The 21235-nt window shown below is 68.0% G+C and carries 25 protein-coding genes and 1 tRNA gene; 13 read left to right on the forward strand and 13 right to left on the reverse strand.

Annotated features, from left to right (window positions below):
- Positions 1–3: 3 nt before the first annotated feature.
- From ACFYYW_RS23580 to ACFYYW_RS23590, 3 genes are read left to right on the forward strand one after another with little or no spacing between them, the layout of a single operon-like run.
- Positions 4–735: a prolipoprotein diacylglyceryl transferase gene (locus tag ACFYYW_RS23580; RefSeq protein ID WP_387651473.1), complete on the forward strand. Its 732-nt coding sequence runs from the start codon at positions 4–6 to the stop codon at positions 733–735.
- A complete protein-coding gene (locus ACFYYW_RS23585) occupies positions 732–2270 on the forward strand; it encodes a radical SAM protein (protein WP_387651476.1) in 1539 nt (512 codons plus the stop codon). Before ACFYYW_RS23580 ends, ACFYYW_RS23585 begins: the two co-directional genes overlap by 4 nt.
- A gap of 32 nt (positions 2271–2302) precedes the next feature.
- Positions 2303–2512 (forward strand): hypothetical protein, encoded by a 210-nt coding sequence (locus tag ACFYYW_RS23590; protein WP_352365768.1) that lies wholly within the window; start codon positions 2303–2305, stop codon positions 2510–2512.
- Here ACFYYW_RS23590 and ACFYYW_RS23595 read toward each other — a convergent pair whose 3' ends face one another.
- From ACFYYW_RS23595 to ACFYYW_RS23605, 3 genes are read right to left on the reverse strand one after another with little or no spacing between them, the layout of a single operon-like run.
- A complete protein-coding gene (locus tag ACFYYW_RS23595) occupies positions 2513–2971 on the reverse strand; it encodes a MaoC family dehydratase (protein WP_352318119.1) in 459 nt (152 codons plus the stop codon).
- 11 nt (positions 2972–2982) lie between these two features.
- The gene (locus tag ACFYYW_RS23600) at positions 2983–4170 is read right to left on the reverse strand and encodes a TolB family protein (protein WP_387651479.1); all 1188 of its coding nucleotides are present in this window, start codon (positions 4168–4170) and stop codon (positions 2983–2985) included.
- Positions 4167–4652 carry a SigE family RNA polymerase sigma factor gene (locus ACFYYW_RS23605; protein ID WP_387651482.1) on the reverse strand — a complete coding sequence of 162 codons (486 nt, stop codon included), beginning with the start codon at positions 4650–4652 and terminating at the stop codon, positions 4167–4169. The genes ACFYYW_RS23600 and ACFYYW_RS23605 overlap by 4 nt, the downstream gene beginning before the upstream one ends.
- 220 nt (positions 4653–4872) lie before the next feature.
- On the opposite strand from ACFYYW_RS23605, the gene ACFYYW_RS23610 reads away from it, so the two are divergent.
- Positions 4873–6054 carry an ATP-binding protein gene (locus ACFYYW_RS23610; protein ID WP_352318114.1) on the forward strand — a complete coding sequence of 394 codons (1182 nt, stop codon included), beginning with the start codon at positions 4873–4875 and terminating at the stop codon, positions 6052–6054.
- A 103-nt stretch (positions 6055–6157) separates the two neighbouring features.
- Here the strand turns inward: ACFYYW_RS23610 and ACFYYW_RS23615 are convergent, their stop codons facing one another.
- Together ACFYYW_RS23615 and ACFYYW_RS23620 are read right to left on the reverse strand one after the other, a co-directional pair.
- Positions 6158–6949: a MauE/DoxX family redox-associated membrane protein gene (locus tag ACFYYW_RS23615; RefSeq protein WP_387651485.1), complete on the reverse strand. Its 792-nt coding sequence runs from the start codon at positions 6947–6949 to the stop codon at positions 6158–6160.
- A gap of 20 nt (positions 6950–6969) precedes the next feature.
- Entirely contained in the window at positions 6970–7917 is a 948-nt protein-coding gene (locus ACFYYW_RS23620; RefSeq protein ID WP_387651488.1) for a hypothetical protein, read from the reverse strand.
- 215 nt (positions 7918–8132) lie between these two features.
- Between ACFYYW_RS23620 and ACFYYW_RS23625 the strand changes: the two genes are divergently transcribed.
- Complete coding sequence (locus ACFYYW_RS23625) at positions 8133–8663, forward strand: SigE family RNA polymerase sigma factor (protein ID WP_387651491.1); 531 nt, start codon at positions 8133–8135, stop codon at positions 8661–8663.
- Between the two features lie 126 nt (positions 8664–8789).
- Here the strand turns inward: ACFYYW_RS23625 and ACFYYW_RS23630 are convergent, their stop codons facing one another.
- On the reverse strand, positions 8790–9281 hold the full coding sequence (locus ACFYYW_RS23630; RefSeq protein WP_352318106.1) for a MarR family transcriptional regulator: 492 nt from the start codon (positions 9279–9281) through the stop codon (positions 8790–8792).
- Between the two features lie 94 nt (positions 9282–9375).
- Here ACFYYW_RS23630 and ACFYYW_RS23635 point away from each other — a divergent pair, with 94 nt between their 5' ends.
- Together ACFYYW_RS23635 and ACFYYW_RS23640 are read left to right on the forward strand one after the other, a co-directional pair.
- Positions 9376–9936, forward strand: a complete 561-nt coding sequence (locus tag ACFYYW_RS23635) for a YceI family protein (protein ID WP_352318104.1) — start codon at positions 9376–9378, stop codon at positions 9934–9936.
- Between the two features lie 164 nt (positions 9937–10100).
- Positions 10101–10192 (forward strand) — tRNA-Ser (locus ACFYYW_RS23640).
- Positions 10193–10268: 76 nt separating this feature from the next.
- Here the strand turns inward: ACFYYW_RS23640 and ACFYYW_RS23645 are convergent.
- Positions 10269–10478: a tyrosine-type recombinase/integrase gene (locus tag ACFYYW_RS23645; RefSeq protein ID WP_387652030.1), complete on the reverse strand. Its 210-nt coding sequence runs from the start codon at positions 10476–10478 to the stop codon at positions 10269–10271.
- A gap of 539 nt (positions 10479–11017) precedes the next feature.
- Here ACFYYW_RS23645 and ACFYYW_RS23650 point away from each other — a divergent pair.
- From ACFYYW_RS23650 to ACFYYW_RS23665, 4 genes are all read left to right on the forward strand, one after another.
- A complete protein-coding gene (locus ACFYYW_RS23650) occupies positions 11018–11608 on the forward strand; it encodes an RNA polymerase sigma factor (RefSeq protein ID WP_387651495.1) in 591 nt (196 codons plus the stop codon).
- The gene (locus tag ACFYYW_RS23655) at positions 11601–12581 is read left to right on the forward strand and encodes a CU044_5270 family protein (RefSeq protein ID WP_387651498.1); all 981 of its coding nucleotides are present in this window, start codon (positions 11601–11603) and stop codon (positions 12579–12581) included. The genes ACFYYW_RS23650 and ACFYYW_RS23655 overlap by 8 nt, the downstream gene beginning before the upstream one ends.
- A gap of 128 nt (positions 12582–12709) precedes the next feature.
- Positions 12710–13345, forward strand: coding sequence for a hypothetical protein (locus ACFYYW_RS23660; RefSeq protein WP_387651501.1), 636 nt, complete (start codon positions 12710–12712; stop codon positions 13343–13345).
- 82 nt (positions 13346–13427) lie between these two features.
- Positions 13428–14249 (forward strand): hypothetical protein, encoded by an 822-nt coding sequence (locus tag ACFYYW_RS23665; protein ID WP_387651503.1) that lies wholly within the window; start codon positions 13428–13430, stop codon positions 14247–14249.
- A gap of 436 nt (positions 14250–14685) precedes the next feature.
- Here the strand turns inward: ACFYYW_RS23665 and ACFYYW_RS23670 are convergent, their stop codons facing one another.
- A complete protein-coding gene (locus tag ACFYYW_RS23670) occupies positions 14686–15039 on the reverse strand; it encodes a DUF2809 domain-containing protein (RefSeq protein WP_387651506.1) in 354 nt (117 codons plus the stop codon).
- Between the two features lie 526 nt (positions 15040–15565).
- Positions 15566–16144: a hypothetical protein gene (locus ACFYYW_RS23675; RefSeq protein WP_387651508.1), complete on the reverse strand. Its 579-nt coding sequence runs from the start codon at positions 16142–16144 to the stop codon at positions 15566–15568.
- A gap of 224 nt (positions 16145–16368) precedes the next feature.
- Here ACFYYW_RS23675 and ACFYYW_RS23680 point away from each other — a divergent pair, with 224 nt between their 5' ends.
- Together ACFYYW_RS23680 and ACFYYW_RS23685 are read left to right on the forward strand one after the other, a co-directional pair.
- Positions 16369–16959: a hypothetical protein gene (locus tag ACFYYW_RS23680; RefSeq protein ID WP_387651511.1), complete on the forward strand. Its 591-nt coding sequence runs from the start codon at positions 16369–16371 to the stop codon at positions 16957–16959.
- 591 nt (positions 16960–17550) lie between these two features.
- Positions 17551–18063: a hypothetical protein gene (locus ACFYYW_RS23685; protein ID WP_387651513.1), complete on the forward strand. Its 513-nt coding sequence runs from the start codon at positions 17551–17553 to the stop codon at positions 18061–18063.
- 84 nt (positions 18064–18147) lie between these two features.
- On the opposite strand, the gene ACFYYW_RS23690 is transcribed toward ACFYYW_RS23685, so the two are convergent.
- From ACFYYW_RS23690 to ACFYYW_RS23705, 4 genes are all read right to left on the reverse strand, one after another.
- Positions 18148–18729, reverse strand: coding sequence for a DoxX family protein (locus ACFYYW_RS23690; protein ID WP_387651516.1), 582 nt, complete (start codon positions 18727–18729; stop codon positions 18148–18150).
- Between the two features lie 317 nt (positions 18730–19046).
- Positions 19047–19415, reverse strand: a complete 369-nt coding sequence (locus ACFYYW_RS23695; protein ID WP_352318092.1) for a VOC family protein — start codon at positions 19413–19415, stop codon at positions 19047–19049.
- 2 nt (positions 19416–19417) lie between these two features.
- Positions 19418–19795 carry a VOC family protein gene (locus ACFYYW_RS23700; protein WP_352318091.1) on the reverse strand — a complete coding sequence of 126 codons (378 nt, stop codon included), beginning with the start codon at positions 19793–19795 and terminating at the stop codon, positions 19418–19420.
- A gap of 217 nt (positions 19796–20012) precedes the next feature.
- On the reverse strand, positions 20013–21098 hold the full coding sequence (locus tag ACFYYW_RS23705; RefSeq protein WP_387651519.1) for a S1 family peptidase: 1086 nt from the start codon (positions 21096–21098) through the stop codon (positions 20013–20015).
- Positions 21099–21235 lie beyond the last annotated feature (137 nt).

Below are 21235 nucleotides of genomic sequence, written 5' to 3' on the forward strand. Positions count from 1 at the left end.
ACCATGCCTTACCACGAGATATTCGTCGGCCTGGGCGTCCTGGTGGCCGCGGTGGTGTTCGTCCGCGAGGCCAGGGCCAGGGGCGCGCTCAACGAGCAGTCACTGGTCGCCGTCACCGGAGCCCTGGTCGGGGGCGCGATCGGCATGCGTCTGGCGGGCTGGCTGGAGACGCTCGACCTCGCCGACCTCTGGCTGTACGGCTCCCGCAGCATCCTCGGCGGCCTGACCGGCGCGTACGTCGGCGTGCTGGTCGCCAAGAAGGTCATCGGCTACAAGGAGCGCACCGGTGACCTGTTCGCCCCGGCGGTGGCGCTGGGCATGGCGATCGGCCGCATCGGCTGCCACCTGACCGAGGCCCCCGGCAGGCCCACGGACCTGCCCTGGGGGGTGCACGCGCCGCCGTCCACCCCGGAATGTCCGGGATGCCTGACGGGCCAGGCCATGCACCCGTCGTTCGTGTACGAGATCATCTTCCAGCTGGCCGCGTTCGTCGCGCTGCGGTGGGCGCGCAAGCGGCTGACCGAGCCCGGGGAGCTGTTCACGCTCTATCTCGCCGGATACGCGGTCTTCCGGTTCCTGGTCGAGTTCACCAGGGCGAACGAGACGTTGTGGCTCGACCTCACCGGGCCGCAATGGTTCCTGGTGCCCGGCCTGACGCTGCTCGCGCTCAGGCTCGCGTACGGCTGGCGTCGAGGCCACTACGATGCCCTTTTCAGATGGAAGGTCACGACATGAGCGCAGGGATGGGGCTACGGGGAGACCGCATCCTCCGGTACGTCAACGCGTTCTGCCTGAAATGCCACGGCCAGGACCTCGACCAGGTCGAACGGCTGAGCGGCTGGCTGGCCGAACGCGACGGCAAGGTGTGGCTGGAACGCGGCTGCCGCGAACACGGCCTGATCCGCACGCTGTACGACGAGGACCCGGAGATCCTCTCCTACCTGGAGGAGTGGACCGCTCCCACCAAGCAGCACATCCCCGACGTGTCCGGAAACTTCGCTCCGATCCCCGGCGCGTACCTCAACGGCCTGCCCGAGATGCAGACCCAGCACACCTGCATCCTCCTGGAGGACATCGCCGAGGCGTGCAACCTGCGCTGCCCCACCTGCTTCGCCGACAGCTCGCCCGACCTGACCGGCGTCGTCCCGGTGGCCGACGTGCTGGCGAACGTCGACCAGCGTCTGGCCAGGGAGAACGGCAAGCTCGACGTCCTGATGCTGAGCGGCGGCGAGCCCACGCTCCACCCCGAGCTGAAGACCCTCCTCGCCGAGCTGGTGAGCCGGCCGGTCACCCGCATCCTGATCAACACCAACGGCGTGCTCATCGCCAGGGACGACGCCCTGCTCGACCTGCTCACCGAGCACCGCGACCGGGTGGAGGTCTACCTCCAGTACGACGGCTCGTCGGCCGAGGCGTCCAAGCACCACCGCGGCGGCGACCTGCGCCGGATCAAGGCGGAGGCCGTACGGCGGCTGTCGGAGCGGGAGATCTTCACGACCCTGGTCATGACCGCGGCCCTGGGCGTCAACGACGGCGAGATCGGCGACGTCGTGCGCCTCGCGCTCGACACGCCGTTCGTCGGCGGCGTGTCGCTGCAACCCCAGTTCGGCTCGGGGAGATCGGGCGTCATCGACCCGTCCGACCGGCTCACCCACACCGGCGTGCTCAAGCGGCTCGGCCCGCAGACCGGCGGCCTGGTGACCTGGCGCGACCTGACCGCCCTGCCCTGCTCGCACCCTCACTGCTGCTCGGTCGGCTATCTGATCCGCGACGACGCCCAGCAGTGGCGCTCGCTGGTCGCCCTGATCGGCCACGACCGCCTCAAGGAGAACCTGGGCCTGGTCTCCAACCGCATCGCCGACTCCGAGCTGCCGCGCGAGCTGCGGACGGCCGTCCAGGAATCGCTGCTCGGGCTGCTGTCGGAGCAGTCGTCGCTGTCCCACCCGCAGATCGGGGACCTGTGGCGGGACATCTGCGAGAACTGCGACCTCGGCGTCGCCACGCTGCTCACCCTCGCCTCCTCGGCGCTGCCCGGCCGGCGGAAGAAGCTGCGCAGGATGCTGGGCGAGCGGGTGGTGCGGATCACGATCAAGCCGTTCATGGACATCTCGACCATGATCGAGGAGCGGCTCACGCAGTGCTGCGTGCACGTCGGCACGCGGGCCGAGCAGGACCAGTGCGCGCCGTTCTGCGCCGTACAGGCCTGGCCGCAGCTGTCGCGGCAGCGGCTGTCCGCGGTGGCCGCCCGGCCGGGGCTGGTGATCCTCTGAACAGCCGGCCGTACGACCCGCTCCGGTTGTGCGTGTACGCCACCGTGGCGCTGCTGGCCTGGCTGCTCGGGCCGTGGGCGGTGCTCGGCTTCGCGGCGCTGGGGTTCGCGGGGTACTGGAAGGCGCGGCGGGCCGGGCTGACCCGGAGCAAATGCCTGCTCAGGGACACCCGGCTCGTGCTGGCCTATCTCGGGCTGATCGGGCTCGCCGCGGTGGTGGGAATCGTCCTGTCGCTGCGGTGATCAGCTCGCGGGGACGTACAGGCTGAGCGACTCGGCGATGCAGGCGGGCCGGCGCTCGCCCTCGATCTCGATCGTCATCTTCAGGTTGGCCAGATAGCCGGCCGGGGTGCCCTTGACGTCGGTGAGCTCGCCCACGGCCCTGACCCGCGCGCCCACGGGCACCGGCCGCGGGAAGCGCACCTTGTTCAGCCCGTAGTTGACGCCCATCGCGATGCCCTCGACGCGCACCATCTCGAACATGAACGTCGGCAGCAGCGACAGGGTCAGGTAGCCGTGGGCGATCGTGCCGCCGAAGGGCCCCTCCTTGGCGCGCTCCACGTCCACGTGGATCCACTGGTGGTCGTCGGTGGCGTCGGCGAAGAGGTCGACCTGCTCCTGGGTGACGGTGCGCCACTCGGTCGGGCCGAACGTCTCGCCCACGGCCGCCTTGAGTTCCTGTACGTTCGCGAAGGTCCGCATGGCCACGAACGCTATTGCGCGGGCGGGACGGCTGCCAAGTTGAGCACCCGGTACCCGTCGCGCAGGCTCTCGGCCCAGTACACGATCGCGGCCGGTTCGGCGGACCATTCGTGCCCCCACCAGATGCCCGGCCGGTCCGACGTGGCCAGCGTGCCGGTCCGCACGTCGTAGACCGCGCCGCCGCTGCTCACCACGAAACGGTCGAGGGCCGGGTAGTCGCCGAGCCTGGGCACGAGCCCGAGTCCCGGAGGTTCGGCCGCGCCGCCGCCGTCCAGGCGCTGCAGGTACGTGCGCCCGCCCCGCACGCCCCGGCACCAGGACGGGCCGCAGCGCAGCCTCAGCACGTCCGGGGGCGCGACGACGTCCCTGGTGGAGGGGCGGCCGGTCGACAGGTTCACGAGCCTGGTCTGGTTCCGGTCCTCGCCGTCGGCGACGTCGCTCGCCCACGGCCATTCGACGAGGTGCAGGCCGTCGCTGCCCGGAAAGCGCGTCGGGGCGCCGCCCGCGAGCGGCATCCACCACACGCCGCCGGTCCGTTCCGACCAGACGATCCGGTCGCCGTCGAGGGCGATGCGCTCGATCCGCAGGTGCTCTCCGGTCATCGCGGCGACCTGCCGGGGCTCGCCGCCGGCGAGCGGGACCGTCCAGATCTCGCGCACCTGCGTGCCGTCCTTCCGTACGGCGTTCACGTGCCAGGCGAGGTTCAGCCCGTCATGCGCCGGCGGCTGGGGGCGGTAGGTTCTCATGCCCGGCGGGGTCGAGATGCCGGTGATCTCGCGGAACGTCCGGGTGGTGGTGTCGTAGACCTCGATCGCGCGGATCGTGGCCATCCCGGGCCCGGCGACGACCAGGATCCGGGTGGCGTCGAGCGTGGTGACCGGGAAGCGGAACAGGCCGTCCGCGCGCACGCCGGGCATCGTGACGACGGCCTGCGGCCACGCCCGCTCCAGGGGCACGGCCACCGCCTGCGGGAAGGGCCGCGCGGCCGGGGACGGCGCGGCTGCCTGCCGCCCGTTCGCCGCCATGACCGTGCCGGCCGCGAGCACGGCCGCCACCGCCGTCACGACGGCCAGCCCCCGGGTACGCCGCCTCCGCCTGCGCCGACGCCGCCCCTCCACCCCGGCGAGCAGCCCGCCGGGGTCAGGAGCGTGGTCCGCCGCGGCCCGAAGCGTCTCGGTCAGGTCCTTCTCGCTCCTCATGCCCGTTCCCTCTCCAGCAGTGCCGGCCGGATCCTCAACGTGTGCAGCGCGCGCGACGCCTGGCTGCGGACGGTTCTGCGGGAGATGCCGAGGATGTCGGCGATCTCCTGGTCCGACAGGTCCTCGTAGTACCGCAGCACCAGGACCACCCGCTGCCTGCGCGGCAGCGTCGCCAGCTCCCGCCACAGCTCGCCGGAGGAGTGGCGGTCGGTGTAGGCGCCCTCGGGCACCTCGCCCGTGAGCTGTTCCCTGCGTCGCCGGCGCCACCAGTTCACGTGCTGACGGGTCATGATCGTGCGGACGTAGGACTCCGGGTTGTCCTTGTTGCGCACCTTGCGCCAGGTGTCGCCGAGCTTGAGCAGCGCCTCCTGGACGAGGTCGGCGGCGTCGTCCGGGTTCCCGGTGAGCACGTATCCGTACCGGAGCAGGGCGGCGCCACGCGCTTGCACGAACTCCTCGAACTCCACAACACCGAGACGCACGGGCGTCCCGGACTGTTGCAAAGATCTTTTACTCGAAACCATCGCATGCATGTTCGAGTCCGCGCTACAGTTCTGGGTATCGAAATCGAACAAGGGTTCGGCCTGGTGAGAGGGGGTGTGTCCGATGACGATGCTCGCCACAGCCCCTGCTCGGACACGCCGTAGCACTTTCTTCCCAAATCTAAGACGGCCGCTATATCCGGCAATAAAGTCCGAGAGCGTGGACCCTGTGCGCAATCCCTACGCCCCCGGCGCCGGGCAGCGTCCGCCGGAGCTGGCCGGGCGCGACCGTGAGCTGCAGCAGTTCGAAGTGGTGCTGGAGCGGGTCGCCCGTGGCCGTCCCGAGCGCAGCATGGTCGTCACCGGCCTGCGCGGCGTCGGCAAGACCGTCCTGCTCAACACGTTCAAGTCCATGGCCATGCAGCGGCTGTGGGGCACGGGCAAGATCGAGGCCCGGCCCGACCAGTCGATCCGGCGTCCCGTGGCGGCCGCCCTGCACATGGCCATCCGCGAGCTGGCTCCGCGCCACCGCGCGCCCGAGCGCATCGAGGAGTTCCTCGGCGTGCTGAAGGCGTTCGCGATGCGCGACCCGTCCGCGGCCAAGGGCACCTCCCACTGGTCGCCCGGCATCGAGGTGCCCGCCAGCCGCGGGCGCGCCGACTCCGGCGACCTGGAGATCGACCTCACCGAGTTGTTCGTCGACGCCGCCGGCGTGGCGACCGACCTCGGCGTGGGCATCGCGCTGTTCATCGACGAGATGCAGGACGTGCAGTCCGCCGACGTCTCCGCGCTCTGCGCCGCCTGCCACGAGCTGTCCCAGTCGGGCGGGCCGCTGATCGTGGTGGGCGCGGGGCTGCCGCACCTGCCGAGCGTGCTGTCGGCCAGCAAGAGCTATTCCGAACGGCTCTTCCGCTACGCGCGCATCGACAAGCTCGACCGTGAGGCGGCCGACCTGGCGCTGATCCTGCCCGCGCGGGAGGAGAAGGTCGAGTTCACCCAGGAGGCCCTCGACGCGCTCTACGAGGCCGCCGACGGCTATCCCTACTTCGTCCAGGCGTACGGCAAGGTCGCCTGGGACCTCGCGCTGCGCAGCCCGATCACCCTCGACGACGTCAAGGTGTCCGCGCCCGAGGCCGAGGAGGAGCTGGCCGTGGGCTTCTTCGGCAGCCGCTACGAGCGCGCCACCCCCGCCGAGCGCGACTACATGCACGCCATGGCCCAGATCGGCGATGAGCCGGTCGCCACCGCCGACGTGGCCGACGCCCTCGGGCGGAAGCCGTCCAGCCTCTCGCCCGCCCGCGACAGTCTGATCAAGAAAGGGCTCATCTACAGCGCCGAACGCGGTCTGATCGCGTTCACGGTGCCGCACTTCGGAAGGTTCCTGCGGGCTCAACCCATTTGAGCGCCGCCCCTAGACCTCTATTGGGCTGTCTAGTGGGGAAGCTAGACAGCCCAATAGAGCTGTATCGCCATGCCCGGATAGAGAAATCTAGGGCTCTCTAGCGTCACGCCGATACTGACGTATATTCCGGCAGAGAGTCGCTGTCGTCGCTGCTCACTACGGCCACGCGCACCGCCGGACGCCGTCCGCTCAGGTAGACCGCGAAGACGACGTCGTCGTGGTCGCGGCCGGTGAAGACGAAGAAGCGCCAGCACAGCTCACGCCAGCTGTCGTAGGGTTCGGGCGAGGTCAGCGCCTCCCGGTACGTCCGCCACGCGCCGCTCGACCTGAGCCTGGAGAGCATCACCTGCTCGGCGGGGCCGGGGCGCTGCTCACAGGGGGCGCGGTACCGTACGCGGTCGACCAGCTCCTCGATCTCGGGGGAGAGCAGCGCGAGCACCGCCACCCCCGCGGCCGTGAACCAGGTCGGGTGGGTCATCGCCGCCCAGCCCGACGCCGGCGCGGCCACCGACAACGCCGACATCCCGGTCAGCACGACCGTCCGGCCGATCGAGCGCATGCCGACCGGCGCCGAGCTGACCTCGCCGAAGCAGCCGCAGCCCGCGTCCGGACGCCGCCTGCGCAGCTCGATCAGCACGTACGTGGACAGAGCGAAGAAGCAGACCGTCCCCCACCTGAAGATCGGCGCGGTGCCGGCCAGCAGCCCGACGGCGAGCACCAGCTCGCCCGCCGCGCAGACCAGCAGCGAGGGCGCCTGCATCCGGCCGGGCATGAGCACGGCCGGGCCCAGCCTGGACAGGGCACCCGGCTCCCCGCCCCCGCGGACCGTCACCACCTTCGCGCCGGTGCCCATGACCAGCAGCACGATCAGGATCGGCAGCTGCGATCCCAGCACGCCCGTCTCCAGCACGCCCGTCACCCCAATCCGATCTGAGCGTTGAAGCAGCCCTTGATCAACTCGCCGCCCAGCTCGACGAACGAGGCCGGCGACAACTCGGCGACGCGCCCGCGCGGCGAGGTCTCGCACTCGACGCAGCGGTCGCAGAACCGCCCGGCCAGGCATCCGCAGGCGACCACCGGCAGGTTGGCCGTGCGGCCGGCGCACGTGTTCCTGATCTGCAGCAGCGAGCCGATGGCGAGGTAGGGCAGGCCGGCGCAGGAGAGCCCGGCGTCGGGGCAGCCGGTGTCCACGCGCTCCAGCATCGGGTACGCCGCGCCGCGCTCCTCCTCGTCGAACGTGTCGGACCAGGTGGCCGTGCCGGAGATGCGCGCCTGGGCCCCGGCGTAGGCCGGGGGCGGAGCCGGGACGCTGCCCGACCGGTGGGCGGGCTGCGAGGTCGCCGGCAGCAGCGCCAGGGCGGAGCCGTCGCGCCTGATCCCGATGGCGTCGAACAGGTAACCCGGCTCGAACTTCGGATGCCGCACCTGCAGCCGTCCGGTGGCCGGGTAGGGGATGACGATCGTGCGGGGGCCGCGGTGGGGGCCGCAGTCGAGCTCGACCGTCAGCTCCCGGCGCCCCTCGATCGAGACGATCGTGCCGGTGAGGCGGGTGGTGTCGGCCCAGATGCGCTCGACCACCCGGCCTTCGCGCAACGTGCGCATGAGGACCATGGAGCCCACCGGGAGGTCGGCGGGCGCGATCTCCGCGCCGTGCCAGGCCGTGGCCCAGGGGGCGATCACCAGCCGCTCCTCGGCGCCTTCGGAGGTCTCGACGGCGATGAGATGCGGGCTCACGTCAAGGATCTCGCCGGTGACGGCGCATAAAGGCGGGCCGCCGGCCGGGTCGGGGCCGGCGATGCCCGGGGCGCGGCCCAGCGCGGCGGCCGCGAGCAGTCTGCGGCGCTCGACGTTCGGATAGCCCATCCGCCCTCCCTCGTCAGGTACTAGGTTCACATGACTCCGGAGCGGCTCGTGCCGCGGCGAACAGATGGGAGCAAAATACGCATCCCCGGGGAAGGTAGTTGACACCCGCCTTCGAACAATCCGCCACCGACCTTGACTGACCTTTGTCTTCGTCGGGCCGAAACCTGAATTGTGGCTCAGTCGCAAAAGGGCATCAGGCTGCGATTCTGGCCACGATGCAGACCACCGGGTGGGAAGAGGAGTTCCGCGAGTACGTCATGGCCCGCGGTCCCGCGCTGCTGCGCGCCGCCCGTCAGCTCACCGGGCATCCGCTGGACGCGGAGGACCTGTTGCAGAGCGCCCTGGCCAAGACGTACCTGGCGTGGGGCAAGATCGAGGACCGGGGGGCGCTGGACGGGTACGTCCGCCGGGCGATGGTCAACATCAACATCTCGCAGTGGCGGCGGCGCAAACTGGAGGAGTACCCGTCGGACGAGCTGCCCGAGGTGCCCACGGCCGACCCGCCGGCCTGCGGCGAGGTGCACGAGCTGCTGGAACAGGCGCTGGAGGGGCTGCCCGAACGGATGCGGGCCGCGATCGTGCTGCGGTACTACGAGGACATGACCGAGCCGGAGATCGCCAGGACGCTCGGGATCAGCGTCGGCACGGTCAAGAGCACGGTGTCGCGGGCGATGGGCAAACTCAGGAGCGCCTTGGGGATCGCCACGGAGGCGGGGGGCCCGGGGGTGCCGGAGACGTCCGCGTAGGATCGCTCCAAGCTCTCGGTTGGTTCTAGGCCCTCGGTTGTGTGGCTCCAAGCCCTTGGTCGGCTCCAAGCCCTGGGTTGGCTCCCAGCCCTCGGTTGGCTCCAGCCCTTGGTCGGCTCCGAGCCCTCAGTTGAGCGACGGGGTGGTCTCCTCGGCGCCGGCGGTCGCGCAGGGGCGTACGACGTCTCTGATCTTGCGGAGCGTCTGCAGGAACGCGGCGAGCTCGTCGTGGCTCAGGAGGCCGGTGAAGGTGTCCTCGATGTCCTGAAGGTGCTGGGGCAGGACGCTCGCCAGCCGGTCGCGCCCCTCGTCCGTGAGCGCGGCGTAGGAGGCCCTGCGGTCGGTGGCGCACGCCTGCCTGGTCACCAGGCCCTCGCGTTCGAGCCGGTCGACGACCCTGGTCACGCCGCTCGTGGACAGGCCCGTCTGGGCGGCCAGGTCGGTCATCCGCAGCGCCTGCCGCGGTGATCGCGCCAGGCGGATGACGGTCTCGAAGTCGATGCCCGACAACCCCGCCGCACTGAAGACGGGCTGCATCCGGGCCGACAGGCCTGCGTGAACCTCGGCGAGCAGGCCCATCGCCGTCAGCCTGGGGTCATCGATGTGCTTCACGTCCATACCTTAACCGACGTTAGTTGACTTGCGGAATATTCCTCGTGTAGACATTTGTTGCCGCAGACATCCGCACAGCAACGTTCCCAAGGAGAACCCGATGAGCACCCGCACCTGGGAGTCCCTGACCATCCCCGCCGCCGGCACGTACAACCTCGACGTGGCCCACACCCGCATCGGGTTCGTGGTCAAGCACATGATGGTGAGCAAGGTCCGCGGCCGCTTCGGCGACTTCAGCGGCACCGTGACGATCGCGGAGAACCCGCTGGAGTCCACGGCCGAGCTGACGATCAAGACCGCCAGCATCGACACCGGCGTCGGCGACCGCGACGGCCACCTGCGCAGCGACGACTTCCTCGCCGTGGACAAGTTCCCCGAGATCACCTTCCGCAGCACCCGCGTGGTCGGCCACTCCGGCGACGAGTTCACCGTCGTAGGCGACCTGACCATCCGCGACGTCACCAAGGAAGTCGAGCTCACCGTCGAGTACGGCGGCGCCGGCACCAACCCCTGGGGCAACTCGGTCTGGGGCTTCTCCATCAACACCGAGTTCGACCGCGAGGAGTTCGGCCTGACCTGGAACCAGACCCTGGAGGCCGGCGGTGTGCTCGTGGGCAAGAAGGTCAAGATCGAGATCGAGGGCGAGGCGAACCCCGCCTGAGCTGGGTTATCCACACCCGGGAAGCCCGTCCTGACATGGGACGGGCTTCATCCACAGGTGGTTACCCACAGGCTGTTGATAACTCTTGGTGAAGGCACGACGCGCAACCGCTTTGCCGCCTCGGCAGAAGGCCGGTACGCTGTGCTGAGCCGCGATGGCTTCCAGGAGGATTCGCCTAGTCAGGTCTATGGCGCCGCACTGCTAATGCGGTTTGGTGGCAACACCATCCGGGGTTCAAATCCCCGATCCTCCGCCAGGTCAAAGGCCCTTCCCCGATCTCCGGGGGAGGGCCTTTTTCGATCTCTGCGGGGCTGTGGGTTGCAGTTGGCCTGTCAGCCCCAGAGGGCAGAGTCCGTGCGGTCGCTGGCGTCCTTCATCTGAAGGGTTGCGACGTGGGTGTACCGCTCGGTGGTGGTCACCCGCGTGTGGCCGAGGATCTTTTGTACGACACGGATGTGGACGCCCTGCTCGATCAGTAGCGTCGCGGCGGTGTGCCGGGCGTCGTGGACCCGGACGTCCCATACGCCGGCCTGCTTGAGGATGGATTTCCACTACTCCCGACCGTGGGCGGCCGGCCAGGTTTGCCGACGTGGCCGGATTGGCGTGCCCCTTCCAGCTCGCGGACTTTCCGGGTGACCTTCGCTTCCGTCTTGGCCTTGCGGTGGCGCCGGCCCTGGGAGCCGTCCGGCTTGATCCCGATCGTGACCCAGCCGTGCCAGAGGCCGTCCTTGCCGAGGTAGATGGAGGAGTGGCCGTTGGGCTTCCCGGTGGCCATCACACCGCCTCCCTTTCGGCTTCGGCCTCCAGGGCTTGGGCAAAGTCGAGGAGAGCCACCTCGGGAGCCGCCCGAGTGGACGATCATGAACTGTGGCGAACGGGACTGGACGGCGAAAGTGCCGTCCAGCGAGGTGACGGAGGCATGCGAACGTCAGTGAAGATCGTTTGTGGCCGTGCGATCAGATGTCGCGGGTCGCGTCGCGATCTGATCGCTGCGTGACGCGGATCACATCTCCTGACACGAACTCGTGCCAACCCTTCGGGCGAAAGCTGGTGAACCACCGCTCAGGGATTGGAGCACCATGTGACCGATGACGAATCCGATAGGGCTGTCGACGCCGAGCTGATACGGCGGTCGGAGCACGACCCGGAGTCCTTCGCCGACCTGTTCGACAGACATGCGCCCGCGTTACGGCGTTACGTTGCCCGGCGGCTGGGCCCCTCTCTTGCCGACGACATCGTCTCCGACGCCTTTCTGACCGCGTTTCGGCGCCGTGGCCGCTATGACATGAGCCATCCTGACGCACGGCCTTGGCTGTACGGCATCACCGCTCGACTCATCAGCCGACACAGACGTGTGGAGGTTCGGTTCTACCGGGCGCTGGTCCGCAGCGGCATCGACGAGATCGTCGAGCCCTACGCCGAGCGTGTCGATGACCGGGTCGCCGCACAGCAGGCCGGTCTGGCGGCGGCGCTGGCAAAGCTGTCACCCGGTGATCGGGAGGTGCTGTTACTCGTGGCCTGGGCCGACATGTCGTATCAGGACGTGGCCCGTGCACTGGATATCCCGATCGGCACTGTCAGATCCCGCCTGAACCGAGCCAGGACGAGGACACGCCAGGCGCTCGGCGGATCCGACCCCGCGATGACCCGAGAGGAGTCTTTCGATGGATGACCTGCGATCGTTGCACGAGTGGCGTGCCGAGGTCCCCGAGCCCGGCCATGAGTGGATCATCTCGGAACGCAGGCGGCTGCTGAAGCGGATAGGGGGGCGCAGGCGATCCGTGGGGCGGCGCCTGCTTGCGATCGGGGCGCTAGGGGCCGCCGCCTCGGTCGCCGTGGCCGCCCTATGGCCGCAACCGCCCGCTCAGGGGCCAGCGGCTAGACCCTCAGTCGTTCGGCTCGACTCCAGCGTGGTGCTGGTCCGCGCCGCCGATGTGGCGAGCAGGCGTAGGAGCGCCCAGGTGCCGCTGCCGACGCAGTGGCACTACACCAAGACTCTGGACAAGCAGCCGAACTCAGAGACGACCAAGACCCAGGAACAATGGCTGCGCTATGACGGCAGGCAGGCTGCCTCCTTCGGCGAGGACGGCCAGCTCACCGTTGGTAAGGAACACAACCCGCTGGATCCCGGCGATGACGACCTGTCGCCGCAGCAGTACGACGCCAAGCTGCGCAAGCTGCCCACTGACCCGAGGAAGCTGCTGGCCGAGATCACAGGTGATCGTCACTGGATCGAGGGAGCCCGCGAGGAGGGGGTGCCCAAGAGCGTCGAACCCGCTGATGCCCGCGCCTATCGCGTGATCATGCTCTACCTGAGCAGGTACGGCACGATGCCACCGCGGCTGGAGGCGGCCATGTTCCGCGCTCTGGCCCTCATTCCCGGCGTCCGGATCGAGCAGGGCGTGAGCGACGCCGCCAGCCGCAGTGGGCTGGGCGTCTGGCTGGAGCGCGTCGGCGATGCGCGGCCCTTCCGCCGATACGAGATCCTGGATCCGGCCACCTATCGCTACCTGGGAACTCGGACGGTCTGGTTGCGCGATGCGTTCATGCCTGGCAGCAGCGAGCCCGCCACCCGCAAGGGAGCGGTGTGGAGCACGGCCTTGCTGACGTCGATGATCGTGGAACGTCCCGGTCAGCGGGGCTGAGCGCTCACCCGTGGGTGGGAAGCACGCAAAGATGAGGGTCGGCTTGGGTCCTGTTCGTCGTGTGCGGCCGCATGAGCCAGGACGGTGGACGGCATGCACAGGGGCGCCGGGCTTGGCGTAACAGCGTCGTGACCAGCGTCGTCGCGGCGCTCTCGCTCGGCGTCTTGGATTTCGCGGTGCGCCTTGAGCTGGGCGAGGAGTGCAGGCGGGCACTGGAGAGTGAGCTTGCTCTTGCCCTTGCGTTGCCGGAAGACCAGGCCGCCGCTCGTCCGCTTGGGGCACTTGTCCGCGTGGCCGATGCAGTCTTTGAGGCAGAGGCGCTTGTAACAGTCGTGGCCTGCTTGGATGCAGTCCGGCTTGCAGCTCGGTCGATGGCCGTGGACCTTGCACTTCATGTGGCGCGGCCTGCGGTGCCACTTCTCACCGCAGGCGTGCGGATCGTCGCAGCCGTGCCGCCACTCCTGGCGCTGCACCTGGTGTTACTGACCGGAAGTACGCTGGCCTCTGTGTCGCTCAGCATTATCCCGTTGGGCGCGGACAGGACGAGCATGTGGCCCACCGAAGCGTTCTTCATGTTCGACGACGAGGAGGTTGCCGTCGAACTCGTATCGGGTCATCTGACGGTCACGCGGGCGCATGAGATCGCGGTGTACTCCCATACCTTCATAGAACTGGCTGAACGAGCTGTGTACGGCAAAGCCGCCCGCACGCTGATTATGAGGGCAATCCAGGTAGTAGACGAGCAGCCATCAGCTTTCCCTTAACCTTGAAATGTCACCTTCGGTCGAAACAGCAGAGGCGGCCATTTAGCAAAACCTGGGTGGGTGTCACGCTTGCAATCCCCCGGTGACATGGCTGAGATCGGCTGTCGCTGAAGATGATCCCATGAGAATCTTATGCGCGTTGCTAGGCGTCCTCGCCCTCCTGCTTACAGCGTCTCTGGCCGGCGTGGCGCACGCACAGGTCACCAGTTCGCTGGCTCAGGCGATATCCGCGCTCAAGGGTGAGTTCGCAGGTAAGAGCAGTGTGCTGTTCTCCCAGAAGACCCGCGCGGGCTTGGGTTCGGGCGCCAGCCTGGCGGTCACCCACGGCAAACACCGGTTCGCCGCCAAGACCGGCGTGTACGCCAGCGACATCACAGAGATTTCCACCGTGGGCGACGGAGACCCGGAACGGTTCCGCATGATCAACCTCGGCCGCAATACCTATACCCAAACCTATTGGGACGACCTTCCCGAGGGTAAGAAGTGGAACCACTGGCGGGATAAGGACGGCTTCCTTTGGTCACAGAACTTGGTGGACGCCCTCAATCCGAAATTCTTGCAGCTGATCTCCCGCAGCGCCGAGAAGGTGCCCAGCAAGGACAGGTGCGACGGCGTCCCCACCACCCGATATGACGGCTCGGTTGAGGTCGGTCACCTCGGCTCGCGCCAGGCCGGCATCTTCTACGGCAAACGAATAGGTGAGTGGACAGGAGGCCGCATCACGTGGAAGCTCTGGCTGGGTCCGGATAACCTGCCTCGACGCTTCCAGGCCGAGACCGTCTACGAGCCCTATGGCCCGGAGCAGAAAGCTGACACCGTGAGGATGAATGTCCTCTACAAAGGCTGGGGAAAGCCTGTCCACATCACCGCCCCTCCCGAGGACCTTGTGGTCGAGGCTGAATGAACCCCCGCCGAGACGTTCCCAACGCCGCCGACATCACCCTCATGTCCCTGTGCCAGATGGCACCGTGATGGCACAGACGACCCCCACCGCGCCACTGGAGGCCGAACCAATGCGCACAACCAGCGGCCCTTGACCTCCTGAAACACCATGAGGCCGATCGGCACCGAACGCCTGAGAGCGAGGTTCAAGGGACTGCTGATGCGGGAGCTCCGAGCCTGCTCTCTCAACAGCGTTGCGGCGGTGTGCCGGACGTCGTGAGCGCGGATGTCCCCATGCCGGCCTGGTTGAGGATGGACTCCACGCGACGCGCCGGCTTGTCCTGAGATGCGGCGGTTCTGCTTTGCGACGGTTGGCCGCCGCGCGGGACGAACCCGATGACCTCGCCGCTGTGGGGGCATCCGTACGGTCAGCGTGCCGGTGGGGTGGCGTTCGGGAGTCAGCCGGGCTGATCATCGGCTCGGACCAATCGGCGTTCCCAGGTCAGGGCTGCGACGACCCCGATGGCGTAGGCGACCAGGTCCCACGGGTCGGGGAACGCGCCGACCAGGACACCGCCGACGCCCGGCGGGGTTATGCCGACTATTTGGTAGAACTCGACGGCGGCGGCGATTGCGGCCGTGGCCAGGGTGCGGCGTGCGGCGGTGGTGCGCCACAACAGTCCCAAGAACGCGTAGACCAGCATGGTGGCGCTGACGTCGCTCACGTAGCCGCGGATGAACGGTTGTCCCGGGCCCCGGTAGAAGAGGACGAACGCGCCGATGGCGAGGGCGACGCCACCCAGAAGGACCATGGCGCGGCGCATGAGATTGACATCTTCTCCGAATCTCAACGATCAGGACGAATCTGATCATAGAGTTCGTCACCCATGGCGGCATGCTCTCTGCGTCAGATCGGCGCCCGCGTGGAGCGCCATGGCGCCGATTGATCTCATCGCCGATGCCCGCATCCTTGCCCAGCCACCCCCGTTCCTCAGCTCCGCCCCGGAGCGCGATGTCGTCCGGCGTGTAATCCAACTGCCCAACCACTTTCGCCGGGTAGGTTCCACCTCACTCGTCGAAACCACCGTGGCCTGTCGACCGTGCACACTCCACCTTCGTTCAGATGCCGCTCTCACGATCGCCTGACGCCGGAGTTGAGGCTCCGTTTTGACATCGAGCTGTGGCGCGTGCTCGTTGCGTGCCCGTACGGTCGGCAGTCAACAGGGGAATAACGGGCACGCACGGGCACTCGGCCGGCATGCGTGCGGGTCACAGTTTTGGCAGATCAGGCCAGTGGCGTTGAAAGACTTCCCAAGCTGAGGGCGCGGACTCGATGTCTCAATCCATCCAGTGGAACCAAGCATCGAACACCCTGTACGGCGGCCTGCCGAGAACTGTTTCGGGCCGAAGCTCGGCCTCTAACGGCAAGCTGAGGACCTGAGAATCGAGCAGGGCGATGTCGTGTCGATCGAGCACCTGGTGAATCTGCCGATACTCCTCCTCCCAACTCGGAAGAGCAGTATCCGTGACCAGCGACAGCTCCGGCATGCCGCGACTACCGGCACCACTCGGCCCCGAAGCTTGGATGTCGGGCTTGAAGAGTGCTGCCAGTGGAGCGAGCCGGGACAGCACGAGGGGCAACCCCTCAACGTTCGTCCAGCCGTTCTCGGATTGGCGCATCGATCCGTCGCGCTTGGTGATGAAGACATCAACGAAGGAGGCATATCCAGAGCCGTAATGCCGGAACTCGGCATCATGAACGCTCAACGCCGGCATCCGGTCGAGATCAGCGACAATCCACCGGAGAAGCCCGTCAACAGAAGTAGCCCCGCTGGCCCACGCGCCCGCCCAGCCTGGCAGTTGATCATTCACGGCATTTCGGAGAGCCGTCGGATCCGTAGCCAGCTTCCTGCTCACTGGTTCACTCCTCGGTCTGACTTCTCGTCCATGCACAATAACCTTGGCATCCCGGCCGAGCTGCCAAGGGGGTGCCGAGGCTGCAGTTCGGGTTGCAATACAGAGGCGTTCAGAGCCGTTCAGGATAGACCGCGCAGGCCCTCTGACCTGAGCAATCTGGAACAGCTCAACCTGGATCTTCAATCCGTAGGGTCAGGGTTCGAGAGCCTGCCACAATCAATGGTGTGGACCTGGACTCCTCGCTGTTGAAGGCCGCTCAGTTCTGCTCCCCTCACATCCGAACCGAGGCCGGTGCCAGCGTCGCCGATGCGCTGGAGTACCTGGAGCACGGTGAATGGGAGATGGTCCTTCTTTTGCTGGAGGAACTCGGCGACGCGCCCCCCCAGCCGCCCGAGTTCTGGGGTCTGCTGGCCGACGCTGCCCGGGTGATGTGGCTTGAATGGTATGTCACCTGGTATGAGTGGCGGTGCGGCGAGGCCCGGAACGGTGTTCTCCGGGCTGAGCTCTGCCTCTTGCCTACCGAGAGGGGAGGCCGCAAGGTGCCGATACTCCCCGGTAAAGGGCTTCGACCCATGTGGGATATCGGACGGCGCACGCCTGACGGTGAGCTGTCGCTCAGTATCGCCTTCCTCTGGGTGGAAGGTCGTACGCCGTTGGAACCGGGAGAGTGTGCACCTGTGCGACTTGTTCCCTTGACCCCTGGCCACTGGCGACACGTCAAGCCGAGTGACGTGATCACAATGCACGAGATGCGACCGCCCAGCGGAACAGCCCGCATCATCGAGGTAATGCCGCCCGTGGTGTCTGCTCCCTAGTTGCAATCCAGCACCGTCCCACGCCGTTCCAGGCGGATCAGCCGGGTCGCGTTCGTAGGTCCCGGTTGAACCGATCGGGACAGGCAAGATCCGGGCTGCCAATGCGGTTTGATCGCAACACTCTCCGGGGTTCAATCACCGATCCTCCGTCAAATCAACGGCCCTTCCCCGATCTTCGGGATAGGGCCTCTTTCAATCTCTGCGGAGCTGTGGGTTGTAATTGGGGCGTCATTCCCAGAGGGCGGACTTAATGCGATCGGTGGCGTCCTTCCACAACTTCCGTTACTGGGATCGCCGGCTCGGTAGCGTCGCCATTGCTGACTAATGCACGCCTCGATTGAACGAGCCCACCGCCACGGCTTGGACGCATGCTGTCACGCGGTTGGGCGGTGCCGCTGCCGCCGCCATGGCCAATCAGGGGATGCGAGTGGGTCCGGCGACGTTCGGGCGAGGAAGCTAGCGAAGTACGCCTCCGGCGGGCACATCACAGCGCCGGGAGAGTTGCGGGCGGTCCAGGCGTCTTTCGCACATACGTACGATCCCCTAATCTGTCGCGAACATGGAAGCCGGGCGATCGAACGAGAGGGACGCATGGGGGTCTTCTACGACTATTACCGGGCGGCGAACAGGCAGGCCGCTGCGGAGAATCCTGATGACCCACGTGCAGTCGAGAAGCCCATCCCGGGGGTGGCCACGTTCGACGCCGTGGAGGCCAAGTGGATCGACCCCTACGTGATTCTCGGCCAGCTGATAGCCCTTGCCAGAGACGTTCCGTACAGCTTGGACCTGGTGCGGCCGGTCACCGTCTATCCGCCGCCCGAGGGTGCTCCGGCGACGATGGAGGAGTGGGAGGCTCTGCCCGACGACTCTCCTTACAAGGAGGGGCCGGGAATCGAAGAGCTCTCTGCGGATGTGCGCGACACGCTGGCCGGCATCCCGGACAGCAGGTTGGACGAACTCGTCGAGCGATGGGAGCAGATCGAGGAGTTCGCCTACGTGCCACCGGGCGCTGGATACCTGCTGGAGATTCTTACCGGGCTGCGAGGTCTTGCTCAACGGGCGCAAGAGGAAGAGCAGATGATCTATTGCTGGATCTGCATCTAGTCTCTGCCGGTGCCGGGTTCGAGCCCACGGCGTCTTGTTCCCCGCGGTTTCGCGCCCGGCGCCCTCCGCCTGCCGGCGCAGGGATCAGAACTGGACGTTGGTCATCGTGTACCAGGTGGGAGCGAACGTCAGCACGGCCAGGGCGACCAGGACGGCGAGCGCGCCGAGTACGCCTCGGGTGGTGACGGGTGCGGGGGAGATGGGGCGCAGCTTCCAGCGTCCGGCCGTGACGAAGGCCGCGACGGCGCCCAGGAGGATGTTGGCGGGAACCAGTTCGTACTCGCCGCGCAGGATGTGGAAACCGGCCGCGAGGATCATCGTCAGCGTCAGGCCGGCGGCGGCGAGCGGCGTCAGCATCGGCTTGACCTTCGTCATCGCCGGCAGGATCAGTCCGATGCCGCCGAGCACCTCGACGATCCCGATGAAGACGATCAGGGACTGCGGCACAGCCGCGTACCAGGCCACAGCTCGGGGCGCTGTCGCGAACAGGGCGTCGTCGTACAGCAGCACCTTGCCGAAGCCGCTGCCGGCGAAGAAGAAGCCCCACAACGCCTGGAGTGACCAGAGTGCGCCGTTGAGGGTGAACCTCATTCTGCGGGCTTTGGGCCGCTGCTGCTGCTCGGTGTCCGTGATGCTGAGGACGTTCTCGCTGACGTGGTGGCTCATGTCCGGTCACTGCCTTTTCTGATCGGATTCGCGGGGACTCGCCGGTGCTTCGTGCCTTCGTCAGTACGTGGTGAGCGGTGCGTGCTGACGGGGCTTATCCGAACACGGAGGCGAGGTCGTGCGCATCGTCCGTGGGACAGGGTGGGACACGCGAGAGGCGGTCTGCCTGCGGAAACGTGAGTCATGCCGGGGCCGTGGGATGGGACGGTCCGGGGTGGGGCGGGCGCCGCAGGGTGGGGCAGGTGTTCCTGCGGCGCCGAACCGAGGCCCGGCTCCCAGGCGTCAGTCCTGGAGGACCGAGGCCTGGCTTCCGGGCGTCAGTCCTGGAGGACTGAGAGGACGTTTCCTGACGGGTCGGTGAACCAGGCGATCAGGGGGCCGCCGCCGCGGAAGATGCCCTTTTCGTCGGTCTTCAGGTGGTCGTAGCGCTGGAAGTGCACGCCCCGGGCCGCCAGGGCGTCGACGGCCTGCTCGATGTCGTCGACCGGGAAGTTGAGGATGGTGAAGGTCGCGGGGACGTGGTCGGGCTTGGGGTAGACCAGGATGTCGGTGCCGCCGGCGATGTGCAGGGTGAGCAGGCCGTTCGACTCCGACACCTCCAGCCCGAGGGTGTCGCCGTAGAACGCCTTCGCGGCGGCCAGATCGTTGACGGAGAATCCGCTGAACGCCTTCGTCTTGCCGAACATCGTCACATCGCCTTCCGGTGTTCCTCGCTGAGCTGGATGATCTGGACGTAGTTGCCGTCGGGGTCGATCGCCGTGGCGAACAGGCTGCCCTCGCGGTCTTCGAGCTCGGCCAGCCAGGACACGCCCGCCTCCTCCATCCGGGCGACGATCGCGCGCGCGTCGGGGACGTCGAAGTTGAGTATCACCCGTCCGGGCTCGGGATTCTTGTCCGCCACGTCGGCCCGGGTGTCGATGATCAGGTGGAAGTCGCCGAACGTCAGCACGCCGTAATGGGTGACGTCGGTGTCGGACTCGGGGTCGAGCACGGCGGCGTACCAGGCGCGTAGCCGGGCCGGGTCGGTGCTGGCCAGGAGCAGGCTGTTCAGGTTGGGGCGCGTCATCGGTGCCTCCCGGTGGTCGGTGCGGCGGAGGGTATCCGCTGTCGGGAGGGCAGACCGGGCCGGGCATGAGAACTCATCGGTGGCGCGCGAACGAATTTCCCCAAGGGAGCGCGCGAACGGATTTCCCGAAGGGAGCGCGCGAACGAATTTCCCGGAGGGAGCGCGCGAACGAGTTTCCCGAAGGTCCAGGGTGGCCCTGGAAGAGGGCGGGGTGTGGTCAGGCGGTGCGGAGGGTCAGGCCGTACGCGCTCAGGATCTCGTTGACGGGCTGGAAGTACGTCGTGCCGCCCGTGCTGCAGTTGCCGGAGCCGCCCGAGGTCACGCCCTGGGCCTGGCCGCCCGAGATGAACGGTCCGCCGGAGTCGCCGGGTTCGGCGCACACGTTGGTGCGGGTCAGGCCGTACACGGTGCCCTGGGCGTAGGTGATGGTGGCGTTGTGCTGCTGGACGGTGCCGCAGTGCCAGCCGGTGGTCGGGCCCCCACGGCAGACGGACGCGCCCACCGTCGCCTGGACCGAGCCGCGTACCGTCACCAGCGTCCCACCGGGGCCGCGGACGTACGGCTGCGCGGTGTACCCCGGGGTGGCGACCCACGCGTAGTCGTTGCCCGGGAAGGACGAGCCCTGGACGGTGCCGGCCGGCGACTTGACCAGGTCGCCGGTGTGCCCGCAGTGTCCCGCGGTGACGAAGCCCGGCATGCTGCCCTTGGTGACCGAGAAGCCGATCGTGCAGCGCATCGAGCCGATGTAGAAGGGGTCGCCGCCGATGATGTCGGCGTACGTGCGGGGCAGCTCGGCGGCCGGCGCCACCACGACGGCCGCGCTGCGCGCCGCCCTCACCAGGGCCGGGGCCGGGGCCGGTCCGGACGGGGAGGGGACCTGGAGGACGACCCGGTTCGCGCGGACGTCGGCGTACCAGAGGGCGGGACCGGTCCGGATGCGGCGGGCGGCCTGGTCCAGGCGGCGCACGACGGCGTCCAGCTCCGACAGCGAGTGCCGCACGACGGCAGGGCGCGCCCCCCGGGCCGAGATCGCGGCGGTCCTGGCGGGGTCGGTGGTGGCGACGACGAGGGCGGAGGCGTCGTCGGTCAGCCACGACCCGCCGTAGGAGTCGCCCAGCGAGGTGGCCAGTTCAGCCTCCAGGGCGGCGGCATGCCGCTCGTTCGCCAGCCGGGTGACCACTGCGGGCTCCGAGAGGCCGAGGTCGCGCGAGAGCGCCTCGATCACGGGGTCGGACGCCGCGTGGGCGGGGGTGGCCAGGCAGGCGGCCAGGAGGGTGACGCCTGCCACTGCACAGCGAAACATGCCGCCGCTCCTCGATGGGGGGGTTCTGTCACGGTAACGGCTGACAGACAAATGAGGAGATACCAATCATTTCCTATTAAGGCGATATGCCCGTCCTTCCGGCCACCGGCCACAAATGGAGATTTTTCGTCCTAAAG

This window comes from Nonomuraea sp. NPDC001831 (assembly GCF_042892035.1).
Lineage (GTDB): Bacteria > Actinomycetota > Actinomycetes > Streptosporangiales > Streptosporangiaceae > Nonomuraea.

Coding starts and splice junctions, on each gene's coding strand:
- ACFYYW_RS23580 (WP_387651473.1), top strand. CDS start 4: ATGCCTTACCACGAGATATTCGTCGGCCTGGGCGTCCTGGTGGCCGCG.
- ACFYYW_RS23585 (WP_387651476.1), top strand. CDS start 732: ATGAGCGCAGGGATGGGGCTACGGGGAGACCGCATCCTCCGGTACGTC.
- ACFYYW_RS23595 (WP_352318119.1), bottom strand. CDS start 2,971: ATGCGGACCTTCGCGAACGTACAGGAACTCAAGGCGGCCGTGGGCGAG.
- ACFYYW_RS23600 (WP_387651479.1), bottom strand. CDS start 4,170: ATGAGGAGCGAGAAGGACCTGACCGAGACGCTTCGGGCCGCGGCGGAC.
- ACFYYW_RS23620 (WP_387651488.1), bottom strand. CDS start 7,917: ATGGGCTATCCGAACGTCGAGCGCCGCAGACTGCTCGCGGCCGCCGCG.
- ACFYYW_RS23625 (WP_387651491.1), top strand. CDS start 8,133: ATGCAGACCACCGGGTGGGAAGAGGAGTTCCGCGAGTACGTCATGGCC.
- ACFYYW_RS23630 (WP_352318106.1), bottom strand. CDS start 9,281: ATGGACGTGAAGCACATCGATGACCCCAGGCTGACGGCGATGGGCCTG.
- ACFYYW_RS23635 (WP_352318104.1), top strand. CDS start 9,376: ATGAGCACCCGCACCTGGGAGTCCCTGACCATCCCCGCCGCCGGCACG.
- ACFYYW_RS23655 (WP_387651498.1), top strand. CDS start 11,601: ATGGATGACCTGCGATCGTTGCACGAGTGGCGTGCCGAGGTCCCCGAG.
- ACFYYW_RS23670 (WP_387651506.1), bottom strand. CDS start 15,039: ATGGTCCTTCTGGGTGGCGTCGCCCTCGCCATCGGCGCGTTCGTCCTC.
- ACFYYW_RS23685 (WP_387651513.1), top strand. CDS start 17,551: ATGGGGGTCTTCTACGACTATTACCGGGCGGCGAACAGGCAGGCCGCT.
- ACFYYW_RS23690 (WP_387651516.1), bottom strand. CDS start 18,729: ATGAGCCACCACGTCAGCGAGAACGTCCTCAGCATCACGGACACCGAG.
- ACFYYW_RS23695 (WP_352318092.1), bottom strand. CDS start 19,415: ATGTTCGGCAAGACGAAGGCGTTCAGCGGATTCTCCGTCAACGATCTG.
- ACFYYW_RS23700 (WP_352318091.1), bottom strand. CDS start 19,795: ATGACGCGCCCCAACCTGAACAGCCTGCTCCTGGCCAGCACCGACCCG.
- ACFYYW_RS23705 (WP_387651519.1), bottom strand. CDS start 21,098: ATGTTTCGCTGTGCAGTGGCAGGCGTCACCCTCCTGGCCGCCTGCCTG.